Raw genomic sequence first — 24,919 nt, forward strand, 5'->3', positions numbered from 1 at the left:
CCGCGGCCGCGGGGTCAGCAGCACGCGTCGGAGGGGTATCGGAATCCCGCTACCATCTGTGAGGTCCCGGGGCCGCGCGACGGACCGCACCACGTGGCCGGCCGCGCCCGGCAGCCGATGAGAACGTATGTTCGCGACAGGAGATTTTGCATGGCCCAGGCACCAGCACAGGCCGCGTACCACAACCCCTTCATCAAAGACGGCAAGATCCGGTTCCCCGACAACGCCAACCTGGTGCGGACCGTCGAACGCTGGGCTGCGTTGCGCGGGGAGAAGTTGGCGTACCGGTTCCTGGACTATTCCACCGAGCGCGACGGCCTGGCCCGCGACATCTCCTGGGCCGACTTCGGCTCCCGCAACCGCGCGGTGGCGGCCCGGCTGCAGCAGGTCACCCAGCCCGGTGACCGGGTGGCGATCCTGTGCCCCCAGAACCTGGACTACCTGGTGTCGTTCTTCGGGATCATGTACTCCGGCCGCATCGCGGTGCCACTGTTCGACCCGGGCGAACCCGGCCACGTGGGCCGGCTGCACGCGGTGCTCGACGACTGCACCCCGTCGGCGGTGCTGACCACCAGCGACTCCGCCGAGGGCGTGCGCAAGTTCTTCCGCAGCCGTCCGGCCAATGCCCGGCCGCGCGTCATCGCGGTCGACGCCGTGCCCGCCGAGGTGGGATCGACCTGGGTGATGCCCGAAGCCGATCGGGACGCGATCGCCTACCTGCAGTACACCTCCGGGTCGACCCGCACCCCGACCGGCGTGAAGATCACCCACCTGAACCTGCCCACCAACGTCGTCCAGTTGCTGGACGCCCTCAAGGGCCGCGAGGGCGACCGCGGCGTCACCTGGCTGCCGTTCTTCCACGACATGGGTCTGGTCACGATTCTGTTGTCGTGCGTGTTGGGTCAGCAGTTCACCTTCATGACTCCGGCCGCGTTCGTCCGCCGGCCCTACCGGTGGATCAAGGAGATGTCCCGCAAGGAGGGCGAGACCGGGGAGTGCTTCTCGGTGGCCCCGAACTTCGCCTTCGAGCACGCCGCGGCCCGCGGCCTGCCCAAGGACGGCGACCCGCCGCTGGACCTGTCCAACGTCCGGGCGATCCTCAACGGCAGCGAGCCGGTGTCGGCGGCATCGGTGCGCAAGTTCAACGAGGCGTTCGCGCCGTACGGCTTCCGCCCGGAGGCGATCAAGCCGTCGTACGGGTTGGCGGAGGCCACCTTGTTCGTGTCCACCACCCCGCCCGATGAGGGGCCGCGGATCGTTTTCGTCGACCGCGAGGAGCTGAACAACGGCAACCGGTTCGTCGAGGTTGCCGCGGATGCCCCCAACGCGGTCAGCCAGGCCTCGGCCGGGCGGGTGGGGGTCGACCAGTGGGCGGTGATCGTCGATTACGAGACCGGCGCCGAATTGCCCGACGGCCAGATCGGCGAGATCTGGTTGCAGGGCAACAACATGGGTGTCGGCTACTGGAACCGCGAAGAGGAAACCGCCGACACCTTCCAGAACGTGCTGAAGTCGCGGACCAGCCCGTCGCGCGCCGAGGGCTCCGACGAGAACGGCTTCTGGGTGCGCACCGGCGACTACGGCGCCTACTACCAGGACGAGCTCTACATCACCGGCCGGGTCAAGGACCTGGTGATCGTGGACGGCCGCAACCACTACCCGCAGGACCTGGAGTACTCGGCGCAGGAGGCCAGCCGGGCGTTGCGGGCCGGCTACGTGGCGGCGTTCTCGGTGCCGGCCAACCAACTGCCGCAGTCGGCGTTCGACAACCCGCACTCCGGGTTGAAGTTCGACCCCGAGGACAGCTCCGAGCAGTTGGTGATCGTCGCCGAACGCGCCCCGGGCGCCCACAAGCTGGAATACCAGCCCATCGCCGACGACATCCGGGCGGCGATCGCGGTGCGCCACGGCGTGACCGTGCGTGACGTGCTGCTGGTGTCGGCGGGCACCGTGCCGCGCACCTCCAGCGGCAAGATCGGCCGGCGCGCCTGCCGGGCCGCGTACCTCGACGGCAGCCTGCGCGGCGGCACCACCGCACCGAACTCCTTCCCCGACCAGGCCTAGGCCCGATGAGTGAGGCACCGCAGATGAACGGCGACGACGCAACCCTGCGCGGCACCAGCCGCTCCGACCTGACCGTCGCCGACATGCGTGCCTGGCTGCGTAACTGGGTGGCCGAAGCCACCGCGCAGTCGCCGGAGAAGATCAACGAGACCGCCCCGCTGATCGAGCTGGGGCTGTCCTCGCGGGACGCGGTGGCGATGGCGTCTGACATCGAGGACTACACCGGCGTGACACTGTCGGCCACGGTGGCCTTCCGGCACCCGACGATCGAGGCGCTGGCGACCGTGATCGTCGAGGGCGAGCCGGTGGTGGTCGACCATTCCGGCGACGAGGACTGGTCGCGCGAGGAAGACAGCGCAGTCGACATCGCCGTGGTCGGTCTGGCCACCCGCTTCCCCGGCGACATGAACTCCCCCGAGGAGACCTGGCAGAAGCTGCTGGCGGGATTCGACGCGATCACCGACCTGCCGGAGGGCCGCTGGTCGGAGTTCCTGGAGGAGCCGCGGATCGCCGAGCGGGTCAGCAAGGCCCGCACCCGCGGCGGATACCTCTCCGACATCAAGGGTTTCGACGCCGAGTTCTTCGCGCTGTCGAAGATGGAAGCCGACAACATCGACCCGCAGCAGCGGATGGCTCTCGAATTGACCTGGGAGGCGTTGGAACACGCCCGTATCCCGGCGTCGTCTCTGCGCGGCGAGGCGGTCGCGGTGTACATGGGTTCGTCGAACGCCGACTACCAGAACCTGGCGTTGTCGGATCCGAGCATCACCCACCCGTATGCCATCACCGGCAACGCCAGCTCGATCATCGCCAACCGGGTCAGTTACTTCTACGACTTCCGGGGCCCGTCGGTGGCCGTGGACACCGCCTGCTCGTCGTCGCTGGTGGCGGTGCACCAGGGCGTGCAGGCGCTGCGCAACGGTGAGGCCGACGTGGTGGTGGCCGGCGGGGTCAACGCGCTGATCACCCCGCTGGTGACGGTCGGTTTCGACGAGGTCGGCGGGGTGCTGTCGCCGGACGGCCGGATCAAGTCGTTCTCGTCGGACGCCGACGGCTACGCCCGCTCCGAGGGCGGTGGCGTGCTGGTGCTCAAGCGGGTGCAGGACGCCCGGCGCGACGGCGACCAGATCCTCGCGGTGATCGCCGGCTCGGCGGTCAACCACGACGGCCGCTCCAACGGCCTGCTGGCGCCCAACCCGGACGCGCAGGAGGCCGTGCTGCGCAAGGCCTACAAGAACGCCGGTATCGACCCGCGCACCGTCGACTACATCGAGGCGCACGGCACCGGCACCATCCTGGGTGACCCGATCGAGGCCGAGGCGCTGGGCCGGGTGGTCGGGCGCGGACGCGCCGCGGACAAGCCCGCACTGCTGGGTGCGGTGAAATCCAATGTGGGACACCTGGAGTCGGCCGCCGGGGCGGCCAGCCTAGCCAAGATCGTGCTGGCGTTGCAGCACGACAAGATCCCGCCGTCGATCAACTACGCCGGACCCAACCCCTACATCGACTTCAACGCCACTCACCTCAAGGTCGCCGATACCGTCACCGACTGGCCCCGCTATGGCGGCTACGCGGTGGCCGGGGTGTCCGGCTTCGGGTTCGGCGGGGCGAACGCGCACCTGGTGGTGCGCGAGGTGCTGCCGCGCGACGTGGTGGAAAAGGAAACCCCCAAGGATTCAGCACCGGAATCAGTTGTTGCCGAAGAAGATCCGGTTCTCGAGCACGAGGCGCCCCGGTTCGACGAGTACGGCGAGTTCATCGCTCCGGAGAGCTCCGTGGAGGAGCCGGAGTACGAACTGCCCGGCCTCACCGAGGAGGCGGTGCGCCTCAAGGAGGCCGCGCTGGCCGAGCTGGCCGCGCGCGAGCCGTCGAAGCCGCTGATTCCGTTGGCCGTCTCGGCTTTCCTGACGTCACGCAAGAAGGCCGCCGCCGCGGAGTTGGCCGACTGGATCGACAGCGAGGAAGGCCGCGCCACTCCGCTGGAGTCGATCGGCCGGGCGCTGTCGCGGCGCAACCACGGCCGTTCTCGCGCAGTCGTTCTGGCCCACGACCACGATGAGGCCGTCGCCGGTCTGCGGGCGGTCGCCGAGGGCAAGTCCAAGCCGAACATCTACTCCGCCGACGGTCCGGTCACCAACGGGCCGGTGTGGGTGCTCGCCGGATTCGGTGCGCAGCACCGCAAGATGGGCAAGGAGCTCTACCTGCGCGACCCGATCTTCGCCGAGTGGATCGAGAAGGTCGACGCACTGATCCAGGACGAACGCGGCGTGTCGATCCTGGAGATGATCCTCGACGACGCGGTGGACTACACCGGCGACACCGTCGAATACCCGATCGAAGCGGTCCAGCTGGTGATCTTCGCGATCCAGATCGCGCTCGGCGAACTGCTCCGCGCACACGGTGCCGAGCCGGCGGCGATGATCGGCCAGTCGCTGGGCGAGCCTGGCGCGGCGTACTTCGCAGGCGGCCTGTCGCTGCGCGACACCGTCCGCATCATCGTGCCGCGCGCCCGGTTGATGGGCGAGGGCGAGGCGATGCTGTTCGGCGAATACATCCGGCTGATGGCACTGGTCGAGTACTCCGCCGAGGAGATCAAGACCGTCTTCGCCGACTTCCCGGACCTGGAGGTCTGCGTCTACGCCGCACCCACCCAGACCGTGATCGGCGGGCCGCCCGAGCAGGTCGACGCGATCATCGCCCGCGCCGAGGCCGAGGGCCGCTTCGCCCGCAAGTTCCAGACCAAGGGCGCCAGCCACACCGCCCAGATGGACCCGCTGCTCGGCGAGTTCACCGCGGATCTGCAGGGTATCGAGCCGATGCCGCTGAACTGCGGCTACTTCTCCACCGTGCACGAGGGCTCCTACATCCGTCCCAGCGCCGAGCCGATCCACGACGTCGACTACTGGAAGAAGGGCCTGCGCCACTCGGTGTACTTCACCCACGGGGTGCGCAACGCCGTCGACAACGGCTACACCACCTTCCTGGAGCTGGCACCCAACCCGGTGGCCCTGATGCAGGTGGGGCTGACCACCGCCGACGCGGGCCTGCCCGACGCGCAGCTGATCGCCACGCTGGCCCGCAAGGCCGACGAAGTCGACGCGATGACGATGGCGATGGCCCAGCTCTATGTCCACGGCCACGACCTGGACATGCGCACGCTGTTCCCGAGGCGCGCCGAGGGGCCGGTCGGCCCGGAGGAGTTCGCCGACATCCCGCCGACGCGGTTCAGGCACAAGCCGCACTGGCTCGACGCGCATTTCTCCGGCGACGCCACCGGTGTCATGCCCGGTTCGCACATCGCGACCCCGGACGGCCGGCACGTCTTCGAATACGCCGCGCGCGGTGAGACGGACCTGGCAACGCTGGTGAAATCCGCTGCGGCAGCGGTACTTCCGGGCGCCACACTGGTGGCCTCCGAGCAGCGTGCGGTGCCGGCGGAGGGATCCCGGCTGGTGACGACGCTGACCCGGCACCCCGGCGGGGCGTCCGTGCAGGTGCACTCCCGCATCGGGGAGTCGTTCACGCTGGTCTACGACGCCCTGGTCTCCCGCGGCGGTGAGGGCGCGGTGGCGCTACCGATGGCGGTCGGCGCCGGTACCTCGATCACGTCGGAAACCATTGCGGCACCGGCCGACAACGGGGCGGTCGACGACGCTGACGACGCAGCGATCCTGCACGACAACCTCACCGCGGGAGCGGGACTGGCCGCCGGTTTCGCCAAATGGTCACCGGAGAGTGGTGAGACCATCGCCGACCGGCTGGGCGCGATCGTCGGCGGTGCGATGGGCTACGAGCCCGAGGACCTGCCGTGGGAGGTGCCGCTGATCGAGCTGGGCCTGGATTCGCTGATGGCCGTGCGGATCAAGAACCGGGTCGAATACGACTTCGACATGCCGCCGATCCAGCTGACCGCGGTCCGCGACGCCAATCTCTACAACGTCGCGGAGATGATCCGCTACGCGGTCGAGCACCGCGATGAGGTCCAGGCGCTGCACGAGCACCAGAAGACCCTGACGCCCGAGGAGATCGCCGCCGAGCAGGCCGCGCTCATCTCCGGCGCCACGGTGTCCAGCGTGACCGCCCCGGCGCCGGACCCGCAGGCCGAGTCCGAGACGCAGGCGCCGCCCGCCTCGGAGATCCCGATCCCGCCGCCGCCGACCGATCCGTCGGGTCCGGGTGGCGCGCCGATCCCGCCGCCGCCCACCAATCCTGAGGGCCCGAGCGGTGTGGCCAAGGCGACCGCTGCGGCGGCGGCCGCGAAGGTCCTGACCCAGGAGGCGGTGACGGAGGCGCTGGGTGCCGACGTGCCGCCGCGTGACGCCGCCGAGCGGGTCACCTTCGCGACCTGGGCGATCGTCACCGGCAAGTCGCCGGGCGGCATCTTCAACGAGTTGCCCGCACTCGACGACGCCGCGGCCGAGAAGATGGCCGCGCGGCTGTCCGAGCGGGCCGAGGGCATCATCACCGTCGACGACGTCACATCGGCCACCACCATCGAGGGCCTGGCCACCATCGTCCGTGACCAACTCGAAGAGGGCGTGGTGGACGGTTTCGTCCGCACCCTGCGGGCACCGAAAGAGGGCTCCAGCCGCCTGCCGTTGTTCGTGTTCCACCCGGCGGGCGGCTCGACCGTGGTCTACGAACCGCTGATGAAGCGCCTGCCTGCCGACACCCCGGTGTACGGCATCGAGCGGGTGGAGGGCTCCATCGAGGAGCGCGCCGCGGAGTACGTGCCCAAGCTGCTGGAGATGCACGACGGCCCGTTCGCGCTGGCCGGTTGGTCACTGGGCGGGGCGCTGGCCTACGCCTGTGCGATCGGGCTCACCCGCGCCGGCGCCGACGTGCGCTATGTCGGCCTGATCGACCTGGTTCTTCCCGGCGAGCCGATCGACCAGAGCAAGGAGGGGATGCGCGCCCGCTGGGACCGCTACGCCCGATTCGCCGAGCGCACCTTCAATGTCGAGGTTCCCGAGATCCCCTACGAGGAGCTGGAGAAGCTCGACGACGAGGGTCAGGTGAAGTTCGTGCTGGAGGTCGTCGCGCAGAGCGGGGTGCAGATCCCGGGCGGCATCATCGAGCACCAGCGCACCTCGTATCTGGACAACCGCGCCCTGGACACCATCGAGATCCAGCCCTACGACGGGCACGTCACGTTGTACATGGCCGACCGCTACCACGACGACGCCATCGTGTTCGAGCCCGCCTACGCGACCCGCAAGCCCGACGGCGGCTGGGGTGACTACGTCTCCGATCTGGAGATCGTGCCGATCGGGGGCGAGCACATCCAGGCCATCGACGAGCCGTACATTGCCAAAGTGGGCGCCCATATGAGCGAGGCGCTCGACCGCATCGAAGGAGAGCAGTGACCACCGAGCTCCCGGCGCCGAAGTCCAAGACCACTGCCGAGCTGCTCGCCGAACTGCGCGAAAAGCTGGAGCTGGCAAAGGAACCCGGCGGTGATAAGGCCGTCGCCAAGCGGGCGAAGAAGGGCATTCCCAGTGCCCGCGACCGCATTCGTGCGTTGCTGGACCCGGGTACCTTCCTGGAGGTGGGCGCGCTGTGCAAGACCCCCGGCGACCCGGATGCGCTCTACGGCGACGGTGTGGTGACCGGGCACGGCCGGATCAACGGCCGGCCGGTCGGGGTGTTCAGCCACGACCAGACGGTGTTCCAGGGCTCGGTCGGGGAGATGTTCGGCCGCAAGGTGGCCAAGTTGATGGAGTGGGTGGCCATGGTGGGCTGCCCGATCATCGGCATCAACGACTCCGCCGGAGCCCGCATCCAGGACGCGGTCACGTCGCTGGCCTGGTACGCCGAGTTGGGCCGGCGCCACGAGATGCTGCGCGGCCTGGTGCCTGAGGTCTCCATCATTTTGGGCAAATGCGCTGGGGGAGCGGTGTATTCGCCGATCCAGACCGATCTATTGGTGGCGGTGCGCGACCAGGGCTACATGTTCATCACCGGGCCTGACGTGATCAAGGACGTCACCGGTGAGGACGTGACGTTCGACGAGCTCGGCGGTGCCGACGCGCAGGCGCAGCGGGGCAACATCCACAAGGTGGTCGCCGACGAGGCCGAGGCGTTCCAGTACGTGCGCGACTACCTGTCGTTCCTGCCGGCCAACCACTTCGACGACGCTCCGATCGTCAACCCCGGTCTGGAGCCGGAGATCACGCCGCACGACCTGGAGCTGGACTCGATCGTGCCGGATGCGGACAACACCGCCTACGACATGCACGAGATCCTGCTGCGGATGTTCGACGACGGCGACGTCTTCGAGATCTCCGAACAGCGCGGCCGGGCGATGATCACCGCGTTCGCCCGGGTCGACGGGCATCCGGTCGGGGTGATCGCCAACCAGCCGATGTTCATGTCCGGGGCCGTGGACACCGAGGCCTCCGACAAGGCGGCCAGCTTCATCCGGTTCTGCGACTCCTTCAACCTGCCCCTGGTCTTCGTCGTCGACACCCCCGGCGCCATGCCCGGGGTCTCGGAGGAGAAGAACGGGATCATCAAGCGCGGCGGCCGGTTCTTCAACGCGATCGTCGAGGCCGACGTGCCCAAGGTGACCTTCATCATCCGCAAGGCTTACGGCGGCGGGTATGCGGTGATGGGCTCCAAGCAGCTCTCCGCCGACCTCAACTTCGCCTGGCCGACGGCCCGCATCGCGGTGATCGGTGCCGACGGCGCCGCCCAGCTACTGGTGAAGCGCTTCCCGGATCCGACCGCGCCGGAGGTGCAGAAGATCAAGGCGGACTTCATCGCCGGCTACAACGAGAACATGGCGATTCCGTGGACCGCCGCCGAGCGTGGCTACATCGACGCGGTGATCCAGCCGCACGAGACCCGGCTGCTGCTGCGTAAGTCGCTGCGGCTGCTGCGCGACAAGCAGAACTTCCCCAAGGTGCAGCGCAAGCACGGCCTGCTGCCGATTTAAGGCGTTCGTCTTCACCCGCGAGCGTGCGCGTCCCCGCTCGACACACCGGGAAGTGGACCGGGATTACGGCGCGCCCGCCGGCCGGAACCCGCATTAAGTTAGCGCTCAGAACAATCGTCGGCTGCAGCGGAAGACTGTTCATCACTGCAGGTCATCCGCGGACTCGCGGCCCAGCGAAGCTTAATTTGACATAACAGAGTGTGATTGACATCATCCATTTCGACGCGGCCTGCTCACGCGCGGACGCGAGACCTCAACGGGGAAGTCTGGATGTTTGATGCTCCGCGAGCTGCCTTAGGAGTCGTCGCGCTGGCGGTCGGCCTGAGCGGAATGCCGCTGGTGACTCCGCCGTCGTCGGCCCTCGCGCACGCCGGCGTTGCGCTGACGGCCACGGACGGGGGCAGCCTTTCGGGCTCCAACGTTGCGCTGATCATGGGGCCGAGCATGATTCCCACGCCGAGCCAGCAGTACGCCGACACCGTGGATGCGCTGTTTCTGCAGCCGCGCGGCTTCGCCGGCGAGCTCGAGGTGCTGACCACACCCGCGTCGCCCTACAACCTGGACAGCTCGCTGGCTGAGGGGGCACACATCCTGGTCGATCGGGTGCAGAGCCTCCTCGACGGCGGGCAGGCCGACGCCGATCATCCGGTGACCGTCTTCGGCTACTCGCAGAGCGCCGCCCTGACGACGCTGGCGATGCAGCAGCTCAATGAGGCCGGGGTGCCGGCTTCGGCCGTGCACTTCGTGCTGATCGGCGATTCGGCGTACCCCAACGGCGGCATGCTGGTGGGCTTCGCCAATATGCCGGGCATCTTCGACTCGCTGGAGCAGGGCGGGGTCACGTTAGGTCATCCCACGCCGAATGACTTGTACCCCACCGACATCTACACCCTGGAGTACGACGGCTACGCCGACTTCCCCCGCTATCCGATGAACCTGCTGTCCAGCATGAACGCCCTCATGGGCCTGGCCACCCAGCACATCGCGTACCTGGGCCTGACCCCCGAGCAGCTCGCAGAGGCGACGCTGCTGGAGTCCAGCCCCGACAGCCTGATCAACTCCTACATGATCACCAGCGAGTATCTGCCGCTGTTGTGGCCGCTGTTGTTCGTGCCGGTGGTAGGACAGCCGCTGTATGACCTGATGGAACCGACCATGCGGATCCTGGTGAACCTGGGCTACGGCAGCATCGATCACGGCTGGAACGACGGTCCGCCCGACGTGCCGACGCCGGTGTCGGTGGACGGGCCGGACATGGACTGGGCGGAGGTCTCCGACGCGCTTGCCAAGGCAGCGCAGACCGGCTGGGACGCCTTCGTCGCCGACGTGGTGAACCCTGCGACCTACGACCTCTTCGCCATCCCGGCGCTGGTCGACAATCCCGCGCTGGCGGGCCTGTTGGACGCGGGGTTCGCTGCGGGCGTCGGGGGCTCGGACGACCCGTCGGTGTCGGACCTGCTCGCCGGGTTGACGAACATGATGTGGTCCTCGCTGGTGGGTGGCCTGTTCGCGGTTCCGTTCTAGGGCATAGCGCCCGTTGTGCCGAGCACCGGGTCTCGGGCGCGTAAGTGTTGCGTAACGCTTCTGCAACACCCGTCACTCTCGTCCCAAAACAGTTATCGTCTCCTCCAGGCGATCCCACGCGGGGCCGACCGCCGAGGCTTCCGAAATGCCGGGGCCGGAACGTGATTCCCGGCTGCGCGGATCGCCTCCCGGGGCCTCCGGTGGTGTGATGAGGGGGACGGTGTGCGTCTTAGCGGCGAGGTGCGATGAGCCTGCTTTTGCCGGCGGCGCGGCCGCCGGCGCCGGCCGGTAAACCGCAGCGCAGCACCGCCGACGAACGTAACCGTGTGCTGCGCAGGGCAATTATGGCCTCCGCAATCGGCAACGCCACCGAGTGGTACGACTACGGCGTCTACGCCGTCGTGGCGACCTACCTCACCGGCGCGTTCTTCCCGGGCACGCTGGGCAACGTCGGCACCATGCTCGGTTTCGCGGTGTCGTTCGTGCTACGGCCGCTGGGCGGCATGATCTGGGGCCCGATCGGCGACCGGTTCGGGCGCAAGTCGGTGCTGGTCGCCACCATTGCACTGATCGCGGTGGCGACCACTCTGATGGGTGTGCTGCCCACCTACGCCACGGCCGGCTGGTGGGCGCCGGGGTTGCTGATCGCACTACGGGTGGTGCAGGGGTTCTCCACCGGCGGCGAATACGGCGGCGCCGCAACATTTATGGCCGAAAGCGCACCCGACGCCAAACGCGGGACCTACGGCAGTTTCCTGGAGTTCGGCGCGGTGGCCGGGTTCGTGCTCGGCAGCGCGGTCGTGCTCGCACTGGAGGCGATGCTCACCCATGAGCAGATGGCAGCCTGGGGGTGGCGGATCCCGTTCCTGTTGGCCCTGCCGCTGGGCGTGGTGGGCCTGGCGTTGCGCAGCCGCATGGAAGAGACGCCGGTCTTCACCGAATGCGTTGCCTGCGAGGAGATCACCGGTTCGGCATGGGACCGCCTGGTGGACTTGCTCACCAACTACACCCGGCCGATCGCGGTGACGTTCGCGTTGATCGTGGTACTCAACATCATCGACTACACCCTGGTGACCTACCAGCCGACCTATTTGCACGCCACGGCCGGCCTCGACGAGCGCAGCCGGACGACCGTGGTGCTGATCGGGGAGCTGGCGATGATGGCCTGCATCCCGTTCGCCGGCGCCTGGTCGGACCGGATCGGCCGCAAGCCGCTGTGGCGGGTCTCGCTGCTGGGGTTCGCCGCGCTGGCACTGCCGATGTATTGGCTGATGGGCCAGGGCTTCGTCTGGGCGCTGGTGGGTTTCACGGTGCTCAGCGTGCTGTTCGCGGCCCCGTTGGCCACGGTGTCGGCGACGTTCCCGGCGCTGTTCCCCACCCAGGTGCGCTACGCCGGATTCGCGATCGCCGACAATGCGGCGGTGGCGGTGTTCGGCGGCACCGCACCCGTCGTGGCCGACACCGTCATCGAGCGCACCGGGTGGCAGTTGTTCCCGGCCGCCTACCTGGTCTTCGCCGCGCTGGTCGGTCTGGTGGCGCTGCGGTTCCTGCCGGAGACGGTCGGATACTCGCTGCGCGGTACCGGTATTCCCGGTGTGCAGGGAGAGCTCGAGCGCGAGCTGGCGGCGCTGACCGCCGACCCGCGGGCCGGGGTGCGCCGCAATGCGGCGTTCGAGGCGGAGTGGGCCGTCGACAAGTACCTGCGACCGCAGCAGCGCACGCCCGCCGGCTATCGCGGTGTGCCGCAACTCGCCGGTGTGAGCGGCCCCCGGATCAGGGTCTGATCAGGGGCTCGCGCTCGGCGTCGCGCGACGGTCCGGCTTTCAGGTGCAGCAGTTCGGGTCCAGTGCCGTGCACAGTGCCTGCAGGGCCTCCGGGCGGATCCGGTGGAACATATTCATCCCGCGCCGATCCGACACCACCAGGCCGGCCTTGCGCAGCTGGGTCAGGTGGTGGCTGACCGTGGACTCGCTCAGATCCAGCACTGCAGCCAGGTCACCGGAAATCTCCCCGCCGGTCGTGGAGCTGAACAGATACGACACAATCTTGACCCGCACCGGGTCAGCCAACGCCTTGAGTCGCAACGCAATCTCCAGGGCATCGGCATCGCTGATCGGCCCCGAGGCCACCGGGGCACAACACACCGGCGCGGACATGTCGATCGCCGGCAACGCTTTGGGCATGCCCCCATTCTGCCACATTCTATTGACATATGTCGAAAAGGTAGGCATGCTGGGCCGCGTCCGTCAGTTCGATATATGTCTCACAAGTCGGAGGTGTTTGTCATGTCCCGGATTCAACTCGCCCTCAACGTTGATGACCTCGATGCCGCGATCGCGTTCTACTCCACGTTGTTCAATGCCGAGCCGGCCAAGGTCAAACCCGGCTACGCAAACTTCGCGATCGCCGACCCGCCGCTGAAGCTGGTGCTGCTGGAAAACCCAGGTCAGGGTGGCACGCTCAACCACCTGGGTGTGGAGGTGGCCTCCAGTGAGGTTGTGCACGCCGAGATTGCCCGGTTGAGTGAAGCGGGGATGTTCACCGAGGAGGAGATCGGCACCACCTGTTGCTTCGCTACCCAGGACAAGGTCTGGGTGACCGGCCCCGGTAAGGAGCGCTGGGAGGTCTACACCAAACTCGCCGACACCGAGACCTTCGGCGCCAGCCCGCAACACCCGGATAATGACGTTGACGGTCAGCAGGTGTGCTGCAGCAGCAGCGCCATTGCACCCGACGAGTCCGCGGCCGCGCCGACCTCGTGCTGCTGACCCCACGACCGAACCCCACAGGCGGTGATGGATGACTGACAGCGCAACCGCGACCCACCCGGCGGCGGCGCGGCTTTCCACGCTGGACAGGCTGCTACCGCTCTGGATCGGACTGGCCATGGCCGCCGGCTTGACTTTGGGGCGCATCATCCCCGGACTGGGCAACGCGCTCAGCGCCGTCCAGCTCGACGGGGTCTCCCTGCCGATCGCGGCCGGACTGCTGATCATGATGTATCCGGTGCTGGCCAAGGTCCGCTACGACCGGCTCGACACCGTCACCTCCGATCGGCGACTTTTGGTCAGTTCCCTGGTGCTCAACTGGGTGCTGGGCCCGGCGGTGATGTTCGCGCTGGCCTGGCTGCTGCTGGCCGATCTGCCCGAATATCGCACCGGCCTGATCGTGGTCGGGTTGGCTCGCTGTATCGCCATGGTCATCATCTGGAACGACCTGGCTTGCGGGGACCGCGAAGTGGCAGCCGTCCTGGTCGCACTGAACTCGGTATTCCAGGTCGTCATGTTCGCCGGGCTGGGCTGGTTCTACCTGGCGGTGTTGCCCGGTTGGCTCGGGTTGCCGCAAGCCAGCATCGAGGTGTCCTCGTGGCAGATCGCGAAATCCGTGGTGATCTTCCTGGGCATCCCACTGGCGGCCGGATACCTATCTCGGCGCATCGGCGAACGCGCGAAAGGCCGTGACTGGTACGAGACCCGGTTCTTGCCGCGCATCGGGCCGTGGGCGCTCTATGGGCTGCTGTTCACCATCGTGATCCTCTTTGCGTTGCAAGGCGATCAGATCACCCACCAGCCCCTCGACGTCGTCCGTATCGCCGTCCCGCTGCTGGCTTACTTCGCGCTCATGTGGGGCGGCGGCTACCTCCTCGGAGCGGCACTGGGCCTGGGCTACGCACGCACCACCACCCTGGCGTTCACCGCAGCCGGCAACAACTTCGAACTTGCCATTGCCGTGGCGATCGCCACCTGGGGTGCCACCAGCGGCCAAGCCCTCGCCGGGGTGGTCGGCCCCCTGATCGAAGTGCCCGTCCTCGTCGGCCTGGTCTACGCGTCCCTGGCGCTGCGGTCCAGCTTCGCCCGCCCGACCCCATCCACAACCTGATCGCCGGCCACCAACGTTGACTCCCAAGCCCTCGATCCCCAGCGTGCTGTTCGTCTGCGTGCACAACGCCGGCCGCTCCCAAATGGCCGCCGCCCTCTTGACCCACCTGGCCGGCGACCGCATCGAAGTCCGTTCCGCCGGGACCGAACCCGCCGGCCAGATCAACCCCGCCGCCATCACCGTCATGGCCGAACTCGGCATCGACATCACCACCAGCACGCCCAAAATCCTTACCGCCGACACCGTCCGAACCAGCGACGCCGTGATCACCATGGGTTGCGGCGACACCTGCCCCTACTATCCGGGCGTGACCTACCGCGACTGGAAACTCGACGACCCCGCCGGCCAACCCCTCGACGTTGTTCGCAGGATTCGCGACAACATTCGCGAGCACGTCCAAGCCTTGATGGACGAACTCGTGCTGCCTCGGTAGCAAATGACATCAGCGGTGAAACCTAGGGCCTGATCACCCGCATGCCGTACAGGTAGGTGGTCAGGTACTCCTCGATCACCGGCGCCCGGACCTCCTTGTCCTCGGGGATCGTGATGAGCAGGGCGTAGAGCCCGACCAGAAACGAGATGCCGTTGTGCATGACGTCGACGTCGGCCGGAATCTCGCCGCGGTCGCGGGCCCGCTCCAGTTCCTCGATGACCGCCACGATCACCGGGTGCGTGGGCCACACCTCCGCCGGTGGCCGCGTCGGCGAGAAGTGCAGCACCAGAAGCTCTTTGAACAGATGACCGCCCAGGCGACGTTCTAGCCTCTCCAGCACGTGCACGATCTGCGCCAAGGCGGCCCGCACATCGTGCTCGCTGTCGAAAAAGCGCGCCAGCTCGGCGGCCATCCGTTCTTCCTCGCGCCGCTCCAGCTCCAGCAGAACGTGTTCCTTGGTGGGGAAGTGAAAGAAGAACGTGCCGTGGGCCACGCCCGCCGCCGCGACGACGGCGCCGATGTCGGCGGCGGCCATGCCGGCGCGCTTGAACTCGGCGAGGGCCGCCCCCAGCAGCCGTTCGCGGGTCTGCAGACCCTTGCGGCTGCGACTGTCGGTCTTGGGGTTGGGCACGGCGGGCTGTCTCCGGGTTCGGCGCACTGGTCCGGTCGAGTCTAGACCACAGATAACTGACTCGAATCAGAAACAAGCTTGGCAACCGCGGCCCGGCCCGCTACGGTACGTGTGACGTAAAGCCAGTGTCACACCGTTTGATAGGGCGGAATACCGGCGGGCCTTAGGTCCGGGGGCAACGTCAACGAAGCTGACTCAAGTCATTGCGGAGGGGTTCGGTGCAGATTCTCGAGGAAGTTCAAGACCTGCCCAGCGCGGGCAACATCAAGGCCCAGTGGGTCAGTTTGTGGACCGGTCCGGCCGTCGGTGCCGTGCTGGTGGTGGCCTTGCTGGCGTTCCCTGGTTTCTTTCCGCCGATGTCGCCGACCATGACCGCCGATCAGGTCGCACAGTTCTACGCCGAGCACACCGACTGGATCCGGTTCAGCCAGATCACCTTCAACCTGTGCGGGATCATGCTGCTGCCGTTCTTCATGGTGATCGTGGTCCAGATGAAACGCATGAAGACCCAGAGCCATATCTTCGCCTACTGCTACCTGACCGCGATCGTCAGCGGTGCCACCATCTTCGCGCTGTCGAACGTCTTCTTTCTGGTCGCGGCGTTTCGGCCGGACCGCAATCCGGAACTGACCCTGCTGCTCAACGACCTGGCCTGGATCGTGTTCATCGCGCCCATCGGAATGGTGCTGGCGCAGTTCCTGCTGCTGGCCGCCGCGGTCCATTTCGACGACGGACCCGCCCCGGTCTTCCCGCGCTGGGTAGGGCCCTACTCGCTGGCCACCGGTGTGGCGATCACCCCCGCGGCAGGGGCCGCGGTCTGGCAGACCGGACCGCTGGCCTGGGATGGGCTGCTGTCCTTCTGGCTGCGCAACGGGGCGTTCGCGGCGTTCGTCGTGGTGATGTTCTTCGTGCTGCGCCGTGCGGTGCTGCGCCAGGCCGTTGAAGAAGGCGTCGTCGACGAAGTGGTGGCCGGGTGAACCTGCTGACCGCCGGCCGGTACGTCACCACAACAGACGGCACCCCGGCCGGCAAACCCGATGTGCGCTTCCTGACCTGGTTCTTCCCGGTCTGGTACGCCGTGTTCGGCGTCATCATCTGCGTCTTGACCCGGGTGACGCCGCCGCCGCGGCCGGACGTCACCACCGCAGGCAAGGTCGCGTTCTTCACCGAACATCAACTGACCATCCAGATCGGGTTCGTGCTGCTGCTGATCCTGCTGGGCGGCGCCCCGCTCACCAACGGCCTGGTCCTGTACCACATGAAACGGATGTCGGTGGGCTCGGTGTTCGCCTACGGCTACATCGGCGGCATGAGCGTCGGCGCGCTGCCGGGGTTCCTTCTGGTCGGCGTCTGCTACCTGACCGCGACGTTTCGGCCCGACCGTGACCCGGAGCTCATCGGCTGGCTCTACGACCTGGGCAACCTGTCGTATAACGGGTCGCTGGGTTGCTTCACCACGGCCTACGTGGTGCTGGCAATCGCTGTCCTGTACGACAAGAACAACGTCTTCCCGAAATGGTTTGGCTACGTGACCATTTGGCAGGTCGTCACCGAGGTCATCGCCACGCAGTTCTTCCTGTTCTACTCCGGACCGCTCGCCTGGAATGGCGTGCTCAGCCTGTGGTGGGCGGTCGTGGTGTTCTCGGTGTGGCTGGGTGCGCTGATCTTCGTGCTGCGGGCGGCCACCATCGATGAGCCGGTCGACTCGCCGGGCCTGGACTAAAGCACCGGAAGGAAACCCATGCTGCAACTTGACGCCCCGACCACGACGCGTGCCCGGCTGCCGGGCGACGGCCACATCTGGGTGATGGTGCTGGGCGATCTGCTCATCTTCACCGGCTACTTCATCATCTTCATCGTCTACCGGGCCATGAATCCGGCCGACTTCCTTGCCGCCCAACAACATCTCAACGTCAACATCGGCGTGATCAACACGGTGGTGCTGCTGACCAGTTCCTGGTTCGTGGCGCGCAGTGTGCTGGCCGTCAGAGCCGGAAACCTCCGCTCGGCGGTGCGGTTCGTCCATTCCGGGGCGGCCGGCGGAGTGTTGTTCGTGGTGCTGAAGGGCTATGAATGGGCCGCCAAGATCAGCGCCGGGCACACCAACTCCGACTTGTTCTTCTCGTTCTACTACGTGATCACCGGTGTGCACCTGGTGCACGTGGTGATCGGATTGATCGCGCTCGGCGTCGTCGTGCGGGAGCTGAATAATCCGGCGCGGCGCAGGCTCATGGTGGTCGAGTCGGCGGCGATTTACTGGCACATGGTGGATCTGTTGTGGGTCATCATCTTTGGTCTGTTCTACGTGATGAGGTGAGCATGATGGTATTCGGCTATCGCGATCATCGGCACGAGACCGAGCGGTCGTTGACCCGCGTCTGGCTCGTGCTGGTGGCGATCACCATCGGATCGTGGACCCTGGCGCCGGCGCATATCACCCACACCGCACAGGCCAGCGTCGCGGTCACCGCGCTGGTGCTGGCCCTGACATTCGTCAAGTCGCGCATGATCATCGGCCATTTCATGGAAGTCCTCACCGCGCCGCGCTGGCTCAGACGCGCCACCGACGGCTGGCTGGCCGCGTTGATCGCGACGGTGTTCCTGATCTATCTGTTCTGACCCGACGCGCGGCGGGCGCGAGCGTGCATGGTTGTACACCTATGACGGCGTGTCTGCGAGCAAACACGCACGCTCGCGCACAAGCACACGTCAGGCCTTGATGCGGATCTCCCCGGGGGACCACCAGCCGCTGCGGGTGGCGCTGCCCAACTCGAGCTCGGCCGGCGAGGCCGGGGTGATCTCGTCGAACTTGCGCAGCGAGCCCCAGTCCCGGCCCCAGTCGTGGTTGAGATACGTGGCCATCACGTGCGCCCGCAGCAGCATGTCGGAGATGCCCAGCAGCCCGCCGTTGACCCCGTCCTGCCAGGTGTCGGTGTCCTGCTTCTTGGCGTTGTAGTCCGGGGTGATCCGATACTTGGGCACCTCGGTGACACCGTTGGCGTGCAGCATCGGGTGCTGGCACGGGAACGCCAGACCCACCGCCCAGTCCAGCAGCACCGGCTGTTCGGAGCCGAGGTATTCCTGGATGGTCTTGACCTCGGGCAGCCGCGGCGGGGTGAACGCGATCCAGTCCCGCGGGTTCAGCGACTTGTCCACGGCCACAATCCGAACCGCGACAGCATCGGCAGGAATGGCCGACCGCGGGTAGCGCAGGTTGCGCCACATCTTCGGCCACTCGCCGAACAGGTCGTAGGGCACCAGTCGCCCACCCGCTACGACGGTGCCGTCGGGGCCGGGCAGCCCGTACTCCAGCTGCACGTCCTGGCCGCTGGTGTAGCCCTTGAGCACACTGTTGCCGGCGATGGTGCCCGCCGCGGTCACCGCCAGCAGCGGGTGTGCGTCGTCGGCGGGAGGCAGCGCGTACCACGCGGAGGTCAGCTTGGATTCCTGCTGACCGTCGGTGCTGTAGCTGCCGGCCAGCGGAATGCGGGCCGGGTCCAGCCCGTAGGGGAGCGGGACCGTCGAGCCGTTGATGCCGGGGGCCTTGAGCTTCTTCGGGGCGTCCCAGTCGTAGTCGGTGCCCGGCTGGGTGATGCTCATCCGCAGCGACTCGGCCACCACCTTCTCCGGCACCCCGTTGGCGCTGAACCCGATCGGGTCGACACCGCCCAGCGGCCCCAGCTCGCCGTACTCACCGGGCAGCGGCGTAAGCGCGCCGTCGTTGGCATCCGGTTCGACCAGCACGTTGTCGGCCTGACCGCAACCGCCGACGAAGGCCCGGACGTTGGCCAGCCCGTTGGAGTAGCTGGGGTATTCGCGGACGATGCCGATCACCATCGAGGCCACGAACACGCACACCATGAAGCCGGCCGCCACCGGAACCGGGGCAGCGGTCAGCGTCCGCGCCACCCGGCCCTCGCCGCGGTCCCGTGGCGCGAAGTGCAGCCACGCCGCCCACCCGGCGGTGATGGCGAACAACGCGAAGAAGATTGTGCTGACGGTGATTCCACCGATCCGCGGCATGTCGGCGTTGAACGGCACCCCGTAGCTCGAGACGTACCACCAGCCGTTCGTGGTCGCGAAACACAGTGCCAACACGAACAGCACCGCCGCCGCGAACGCCATCCGGTTGCGTGACCAGCCCACCACTTGTCGAGAGACCAGCACCGTGGTCAGCGCTGCCATCGCTCCGGCCACCGCGGCGAACAGCCCGAAGTGGTGCACCCACTTGGTGGGGGCGAACATCAGCGAGAACATCGTCGCCAGGATCACGCCCATCAACCGCCACACCGGACCCCGGGCCACACCGGCGATCCGCTTGCGGCGCAACATGATGAACATCGCGGTGAACAGGCACAGGGCGCAGATCAGGAACCCGAACCGCCGCGACAGCGAGCCGTCGACGGTGGGCAGGATCAGATAGTAGTAGCGCAAGTTCTCGGTGTACCAGGCCTGGCTGGGGCCGATCGCGGTGCGAATCCTGGTGGCTTCCAACACCGCCCGGATCGTCTGGTCGGCGAACACCACGGTCAGGATGACCGCCCCGGCGGCCAGTAGCGGCGCCACCAGCGGCCAGGTGCCCAACAGGCGGTGGCGGCCCACCAGAATCCGCAGCAGCGGCCGGCCACCGGCCAGCAACGCGGCCACCGCGATCAGCCCGGTCGGCTGAATGCCCAGGGTGAACGCCGCGCAGATGATCGCCAACGCGGCCGGGGTGAGCCGGCTGGAGATGATCGCCCGCTCCACCAGCACGTAGGTGATCAGCGAGCCGACCGCGATGATCCCCTCGGGCCGCAGGCCGTTGTTGAACGGCATCCACGCGGCCAGCAGCACCATCCCGGCCGCCCACAGTGCGGGTTTGCTGGCCGCCACCGCCGGACCGAACCGGGGCAGCACCTCGCGGCTCAGCAGCAGCCAGCACACCAGCCCGGCGACCAGGTCCGGCAGCCGGATCCAGATGCTGGCGTCGGAGACGTGCGTCATCAGCGCCAGCAGGTTGTAGTACCAGCCGAACGGGTCCTCGGGGCTGCCGAACCAGCGGAAGTAGTTGCTCATGTAGCCGGCGTGGTCGGCCACCCGGGCCATGCCCAGGATGTAGCCGTCGTCGGAGGAGTTCGCGCCGATCACGTACCAGAGGCCGAACCCGAGCACCACCGCGACGTCGGCCGCTGAGAAGAACCGCCAGCGGGCCGGGATCAGCCGGTGCATCCGCCGGCCGTCGAGGCGGTCCAGCCGCCACAGCGCCAGCACCGCGATCAGGGTGGCCAGAATCGCCGCGTAGATCGCCGCGCGCTTGAGCACAGTGGGTTTGGTGGAGAACCGGGTGTCGATGTCGGCGGTCAGCGAAAGGCCTTGCGGCGCCGGGCCGGCCAGATCGGTGAAGACCCCGACGATCTGCGGGCGCAGGTTCGGGTCGGCCCAGCCGTAGCGTTGGGTGACGCCGCCGATGGTGGCGAACGTTCCGGCATGCGAGGAGGTGACCTCGATGTCGGTACACCCCGGCCCCTCGACCTTGGCCCGCGGCGCGGTGGCCAGCACCACGTTGCGGTCGGTGACGTCGACGCGCTTCTCGGTGACGCTGATGAACAGCCCGTTCAGCGCGGCGTCCTTGCCCTTGGCCGGGGCGGTGGACAGCAGCGTCCCACCCTTCGCCGGCAGCGCGCGCACCAGCGCGCACGGCGCCTTCACCGTCATCGACACCGGGGTCTGGGAGATCAAAGGCGCGGTGACGCTGCTCAGTTCGCCGTGCTGCGGCCAGCTCAGCGTCGCGGTCGTCTGCACCACCGGCAGCAGCGGGGTGGCCACCGACAGCAGGAAGCCGACCAGACCGGCGATGATCGCTACCAGGCGCGTGGTGCGGATACTCATGGCAGTGCTCGAATCGGTCCGGGCCGGCTCCAGCCGGTGACGGTCATGGTGGCCTGCTCGACGTGCGCGTCGGGCGCGGCGGTGGCCGGGATCAGCCGGTGGTAGGCCTCCACCGCCCCCCAGTCGCGATACCAGTCGTCGCGCAGGTAGGTCGGGACGGTCGTCGTCCACAGCATCGCCTGGGTGATCATGAACGGCCCACCGTCCTCGGCGGACTGCCACAGGTTCGACGACGCCGCCGTCTGTTTGTGGTCGGGCATGATCCGGTACTCGGGGAGTTCGGCGATGCCCAGGTGCTCGGTGAAGGGCCGCTGGCAGGGGAAGTTGGCCGCGACGGCGATATCCATCAGCACCGGGGTCTGCGAGCCCATCAGCTGGCCGATGGTCTGCACCACCGGCACCCGCGGCGGGGTGAACGCGATCCACTGTTCGGTGGACAGGTTCGGGTCATTGGCGACGATCCGGACCGCGTCGGTGCCCGGTGGGGCCCAGGCCAGCGGGAAACGCAGGTTGCGCCAGGAGTTCTGCGGTCCGATGTCGATCGGCTCCACCTCGCCGAGCGACGTGAACGTGCCGTCCGGGTTGCTGGTGCCCCACTCCAGCTTCAGCGGCTGGCCGTAGTCCAGCTTGCCGTCCTCGCCGTGCGACCAGATGGCGCCCGCGGCGCTGACGACGACGATCGGCGCCCGCTCGGCGGACGGCTCCGGCAACCGGTACCAGACCGAGGTGGCGTGCGCGGCCACCTGCTCCTGGTAGGAGCCGAGCACCGGGGTGACCGCCGGGTCCAGGCCGAACGGCAGTGCCACCCGGGACCCGTTCACCCCGGCCGGGGCGTCGTCGGGAAGCTTGCCGCCGGCGGTGCCCGCGGCGTCGCTCTGGTTGGCACTGGGCTTGTTCGGTGAGGCGTCGGCGTTGGGCACGCCCGGCTTGGCGATCACTGCCAGCGAGGTGAGGTCGTCGTCGACGGCGTTGGGGTCGAAACCGTACGGGTCGGCGCCGCCGAGCGGGCCGAGCTCGCCGTACTTCTGGCCCGGGACCGGTTGCAGCAGACCGGCGTTGGTGTCGGGCTCGGCCAGCACATCGTCGGCCATGCCGCAGGAGGACAGGCCGGAAAGTACAGCGTCGGCGTTGGCCCGGGCGGTGGTGTAGGCCGGGTAGCGGCCGGCCGCGGCCTTGGCCATCGAACCGACCATCAGCAGCACCATCAGGCTCGCGACGACCAGCAGCGGGGTCGAGGCCAGGATCCGGTTGCGCCGGTTGGGCGTGACCTCGGTGTGGCCGGCGTAGTCCAGCCGGAAGTGCTGCCATCCGGCCAGCAGCCCGGTGGCGATCGAGGCCGCCAGGAACATCGACGTCACCGGCCGGCTGGCGATCACCGGTGGAATGTCGTACCAGGGCACGCCGTAGCCGCCGACGTAGAACCAGCCGTTGACCCCCGATGTCGCGACGGCCACCAGGAACAGCAGCGCCGTGACGTAGAGGGTCATGTTGCGTCGGCTGTGCAGCCCGACCCGGGCGAAGGTGAACGCGGTGAGGGCGGCCAGCGCCCCGGCCAGCCCGGCGAACCCGCCGAACTGCACCGCCCACTTGGTCGGGGTGAACGTCAACAGCAGCAGGCCCACCGCGGTGGTGCCGATCAGCCGCCAGGCCGGGCCGCCGGCCACCCCGGCGATCCGCCCGCGCCGCAGCAGTACCACCAGCATGGCGAACATGCAGAACAGCAGGACCAGCACGGCGAACCGGCGGGTCAGCGAGGCATCGACGTTCTCCTCGACGGTCAGGAAGTAGTAGCGCAGGAATTCCTGGTACCAGGCGATGGTGGGGCCGACGACGTATTTGATCCGGGCCGACTCGGCGACGGCGGCCAGGGTCTGCGAGCGGCACGCCACCACGGCGAGCACCGAAGCGGCCGCGGCCAGCACGGCCAGCGGGGCCGCCAGACCGTCGAGGGCCCGGCGCTTGCGGATCACCGTTTCGATGGCCCGCGAGCCGGTCAGCAGCGGAGCCAGCGCGATCAGCCCGTGCGGGGCCAGGGTGACCGTGAAGACGGCTACCAGGACCGCGCACGCCGCCGGCACCAGCCGGCGGGTGGCGATGGTGCGCTCCACCAGCACCCAGACCACCAGTGTGCCCAGTGCGATCAGCGGCTCCGGGCGCAGACCGTTGTTGAACGGCAGCCAGGCCGCGGCGAACATCATCGCGGCGGTGAACACCGCGACCCGGTTGCCGGACAGCCGGCCCAGCCGGGGCAGGATCGCCCGGCTGATGATCAGCCAGCAGGCCATCCCCGCGGCGGTGGCGGGCAGGCGCATCCACACCCCGGCGGTGCTGATCGTGCTCAGCTGGCCCAGCAGTGCGGGATACCAGTCGAACGGCGCCTCGCTGGCCCCGAAGAACCGGTAGTAGTTGGCGACGTACCCGGCGTGCGCGACGTTGCGGGCCATCGTCAGGTTGTAGCCGTCGTCGCTGGAGATGGCGCCGATGACGTGCCACAGCGCCAGGATGGCCAGCACGCCGACGTCGGCCAGCCAGGTGATGGGATTGGCCTTGAGCCAGTGCCGCCAGCTGCGCGGGGTGCGGTGGGTGTGGCGGCGATCCAGGACCGCCAGCACGGCGATGGAGGCCAGCACCGCCAGCACGCCCAGCGCCATCACGGCGGCCTTGAGTGTGGTGGGGTCGGTGATGAACCGGGTGTCGACGGCGATGTGCGCGCTCAGGCCGGGCTGCGGGCCGATTTTGAGCTCGGTGAAGATGCCGCCGATCTGCGGCTTGTTCTCGGGGGGCAGGCTGCCGGCCGCGCCGGGGATGCCGACGAACTCCGCGCCGACGTCGCCGGGGTTGGCCCACAGGTGCAGGTGGCTGCAGTCGGCGATCTTGTCCCGGGGGGCGGCCGCGGCCACCTGGTCGCGGTACGCGGCGGTGACGACGGTCTTGCTGGCCCGCACGAACAGGCCGTGAGCGGTGGCGTCGACGCCGCCGGCCGGCACGGTCGACAACACCAGGCCGCCCTTCTCCGGCAAGGTGGCGATCGCCGAGCAGGGGATGGTGATGTCCAGGCCGCGGGGCGCGCCGGACACCAGGGGGGCGGTGACGTCGGTGATATGGCCGTCGGCATCGAGGCCGCCCTGCGGCCAGGCGATGGTGGCGGTGGTCTGCTTGACCGGCAGCAGTGGGGTGATACCGCACAGCAACACGCCGATGATGCCCGCGGCCACTGCGATCAGCCGGGCGATCCGATAACGCTGCGTGGGCTGATCATCGGGGTAGGACACGAGCCTCGATGTTAGGCGACTGGAGCCGCGAAGCCGGGACCCCGTCCCGCCCGTCCCGGTGGGAACCCCTCCCGTTGCAGGCCGCGGCCGGGAGGTATGTGGTTGTTGCCCGCCTTTGAGCGACAACGGGCGTTATGTCGGGTTGGGAGGGGCGGGCTCGGGTGGGGTGCCGGGACGGCGGGCCGCGGGCCGGTCTGGTGCCGGGACGGCGGGCCAGGCGGCCCGGTGCCGGGATGGGCGACGTCCGGGCCGCGTCTGCCACGTCCCGCAGTCGGGAGATATGTGGTGAGTGCCCGCCTCTGAGCGACAAC

Annotated in this window: 14 protein-coding genes and 1 pseudogene; 11 read left to right on the plus strand and 4 right to left on the minus strand. The window is 68.2% G+C overall.

Features of this window, described 5'->3' with window-relative positions; genetic code table 11:
* Positions 1-150: 150 nt before the first annotated feature.
* The 5 genes from fadD32 (at position 151) to G6N23_RS21175 (ending at position 12,309) form a co-directional block, all read left to right on the plus strand.
* The gene (gene fadD32 / locus G6N23_RS21155) at positions 151-2,064 is read left to right on the plus strand and encodes a long-chain-fatty-acid--AMP ligase FadD32 (protein ID WP_085260027.1); all 1,914 of its coding nucleotides are present in this window, start codon (positions 151-153) and stop codon (positions 2,062-2,064) included.
* Between the two features lie 5 nt (positions 2,065-2,069).
* Complete coding sequence (gene pks13, locus G6N23_RS21160) at positions 2,070-7,430, plus strand: polyketide synthase Pks13 (protein ID WP_372509063.1); 5,361 nt, start codon at positions 2,070-2,072, stop codon at positions 7,428-7,430.
* Entirely contained in the window at positions 7,427-9,001 is a 1,575-nt protein-coding gene (locus G6N23_RS21165) for an acyl-CoA carboxylase subunit beta (protein WP_085260026.1), read from the plus strand. The genes pks13 and G6N23_RS21165 overlap by 4 nt, the downstream gene beginning before the upstream one ends.
* Before the next feature lie 270 nt (positions 9,002-9,271).
* Complete coding sequence (locus G6N23_RS21170) at positions 9,272-10,525, plus strand: PE-PPE domain-containing protein (protein ID WP_085260025.1); 1,254 nt, start codon at positions 9,272-9,274, stop codon at positions 10,523-10,525.
* Positions 10,526-10,770: 245 nt separating this feature from the next.
* The gene (locus G6N23_RS21175; RefSeq protein ID WP_085260024.1) at positions 10,771-12,309 is read left to right on the plus strand and encodes an MFS transporter; all 1,539 of its coding nucleotides are present in this window, start codon (positions 10,771-10,773) and stop codon (positions 12,307-12,309) included.
* Between the two features lie 39 nt (positions 12,310-12,348).
* Here G6N23_RS21175 and G6N23_RS21180 read toward each other — a convergent pair whose 3' ends face one another.
* Positions 12,349-12,708 carry an Rv2640c family ArsR-like transcriptional regulator gene (locus tag G6N23_RS21180; RefSeq protein WP_085260023.1) on the minus strand — a complete coding sequence of 120 codons (360 nt, stop codon included), beginning with the start codon at positions 12,706-12,708 and terminating at the stop codon, positions 12,349-12,351.
* A gap of 102 nt (positions 12,709-12,810) precedes the next feature.
* Here G6N23_RS21180 and G6N23_RS21185 point away from each other — a divergent pair, with 102 nt between their 5' ends.
* Positions 12,811-13,293, plus strand: coding sequence for an ArsI/CadI family heavy metal resistance metalloenzyme (locus tag G6N23_RS21185; RefSeq protein WP_085260178.1), 483 nt, complete (start codon positions 12,811-12,813; stop codon positions 13,291-13,293).
* 31 nt (positions 13,294-13,324) lie between these two features.
* Positions 13,325-14,837, plus strand: a pseudogene (gene arsB, locus G6N23_RS21190) (ACR3 family arsenite efflux transporter).
* 22 nt (positions 14,838-14,859) lie between these two features.
* Here the strand turns inward: arsB and G6N23_RS21200 are convergent.
* Positions 14,860-15,468: a TetR family transcriptional regulator gene (locus G6N23_RS21200; RefSeq protein ID WP_085260020.1), complete on the minus strand. Its 609-nt coding sequence runs from the start codon at positions 15,466-15,468 to the stop codon at positions 14,860-14,862.
* 218 nt (positions 15,469-15,686) lie between these two features.
* Between G6N23_RS21200 and G6N23_RS21205 the strand changes: the two genes are divergently transcribed.
* Genes G6N23_RS21205 through G6N23_RS21220 form a run of 4 tightly spaced genes read left to right on the plus strand, consistent with a single transcriptional unit; the run spans position 15,687 to position 18,087 of the window.
* Positions 15,687-16,445 carry a hypothetical protein gene (locus G6N23_RS21205; RefSeq protein WP_085260019.1) on the plus strand — a complete coding sequence of 253 codons (759 nt, stop codon included), beginning with the start codon at positions 15,687-15,689 and terminating at the stop codon, positions 16,443-16,445.
* Positions 16,442-17,191 carry a hypothetical protein gene (locus G6N23_RS21210; RefSeq protein WP_085260018.1) on the plus strand — a complete coding sequence of 250 codons (750 nt, stop codon included), beginning with the start codon at positions 16,442-16,444 and terminating at the stop codon, positions 17,189-17,191. Before G6N23_RS21205 ends, G6N23_RS21210 begins: the two co-directional genes overlap by 4 nt.
* Positions 17,192-17,209: 18 nt before the next feature.
* Positions 17,210-17,785 (plus strand): cytochrome c oxidase subunit 3 family protein, encoded by a 576-nt coding sequence (locus G6N23_RS21215; protein WP_085260017.1) that lies wholly within the window; start codon positions 17,210-17,212, stop codon positions 17,783-17,785.
* A gap of 2 nt (positions 17,786-17,787) precedes the next feature.
* On the plus strand, positions 17,788-18,087 hold the full coding sequence (locus G6N23_RS21220) for a cytochrome C oxidase subunit IV family protein (protein ID WP_085260016.1): 300 nt from the start codon (positions 17,788-17,790) through the stop codon (positions 18,085-18,087).
* Positions 18,088-18,177: 90 nt separating this feature from the next.
* Here the strand turns inward: G6N23_RS21220 and G6N23_RS21225 are convergent, their stop codons facing one another.
* Both G6N23_RS21225 and G6N23_RS21230 read right to left on the minus strand, forming a co-directional pair.
* Positions 18,178-21,336, minus strand: a complete 3,159-nt coding sequence (locus G6N23_RS21225) for an arabinosyltransferase domain-containing protein (RefSeq protein ID WP_085260015.1) — start codon at positions 21,334-21,336, stop codon at positions 18,178-18,180.
* Positions 21,333-24,608, minus strand: coding sequence for an arabinosyltransferase domain-containing protein (locus tag G6N23_RS21230; protein WP_085260014.1), 3,276 nt, complete (start codon positions 24,606-24,608; stop codon positions 21,333-21,335). Before G6N23_RS21230 ends, G6N23_RS21225 begins: the two co-directional genes overlap by 4 nt.
* Positions 24,609-24,919: the final 311 nt, after the last annotated feature.

It is taken from the genome of Mycolicibacter terrae (genome assembly GCF_010727125.1).
In the GTDB taxonomy this organism is placed as follows: Bacteria; Actinomycetota; Actinomycetes; order Mycobacteriales; family Mycobacteriaceae; genus Mycobacterium; species Mycobacterium terrae.

Bases quoted from the DNA above. Each gene is read 5' to 3' on its own strand.
- G6N23_RS21180 (WP_085260023.1), bottom strand. From the start codon at position 12,708: ATGCCCAAAGCGTTGCCGGCGATCGACATGTCCGCGCCGGTGTGTTGT.
- G6N23_RS21220 (WP_085260016.1), top strand. From the start codon at position 17,788: ATGATGGTATTCGGCTATCGCGATCATCGGCACGAGACCGAGCGGTCG.
- G6N23_RS21185 (WP_085260178.1), top strand. From the start codon at position 12,811: ATGTCCCGGATTCAACTCGCCCTCAACGTTGATGACCTCGATGCCGCG.
- G6N23_RS21215 (WP_085260017.1), top strand. From the start codon at position 17,210: ATGCTGCAACTTGACGCCCCGACCACGACGCGTGCCCGGCTGCCGGGC.
- G6N23_RS21175 (WP_085260024.1), top strand. From the start codon at position 10,771: ATGAGCCTGCTTTTGCCGGCGGCGCGGCCGCCGGCGCCGGCCGGTAAA.
- G6N23_RS21225 (WP_085260015.1), bottom strand. From the start codon at position 21,336: ATGAGTATCCGCACCACGCGCCTGGTAGCGATCATCGCCGGTCTGGTC.
- fadD32 (WP_085260027.1), top strand. From the start codon at position 151: ATGGCCCAGGCACCAGCACAGGCCGCGTACCACAACCCCTTCATCAAA.
- pks13 (WP_372509063.1), top strand. From the start codon at position 2,070: ATGAGTGAGGCACCGCAGATGAACGGCGACGACGCAACCCTGCGCGGC.
- G6N23_RS21170 (WP_085260025.1), top strand. From the start codon at position 9,272: ATGTTTGATGCTCCGCGAGCTGCCTTAGGAGTCGTCGCGCTGGCGGTC.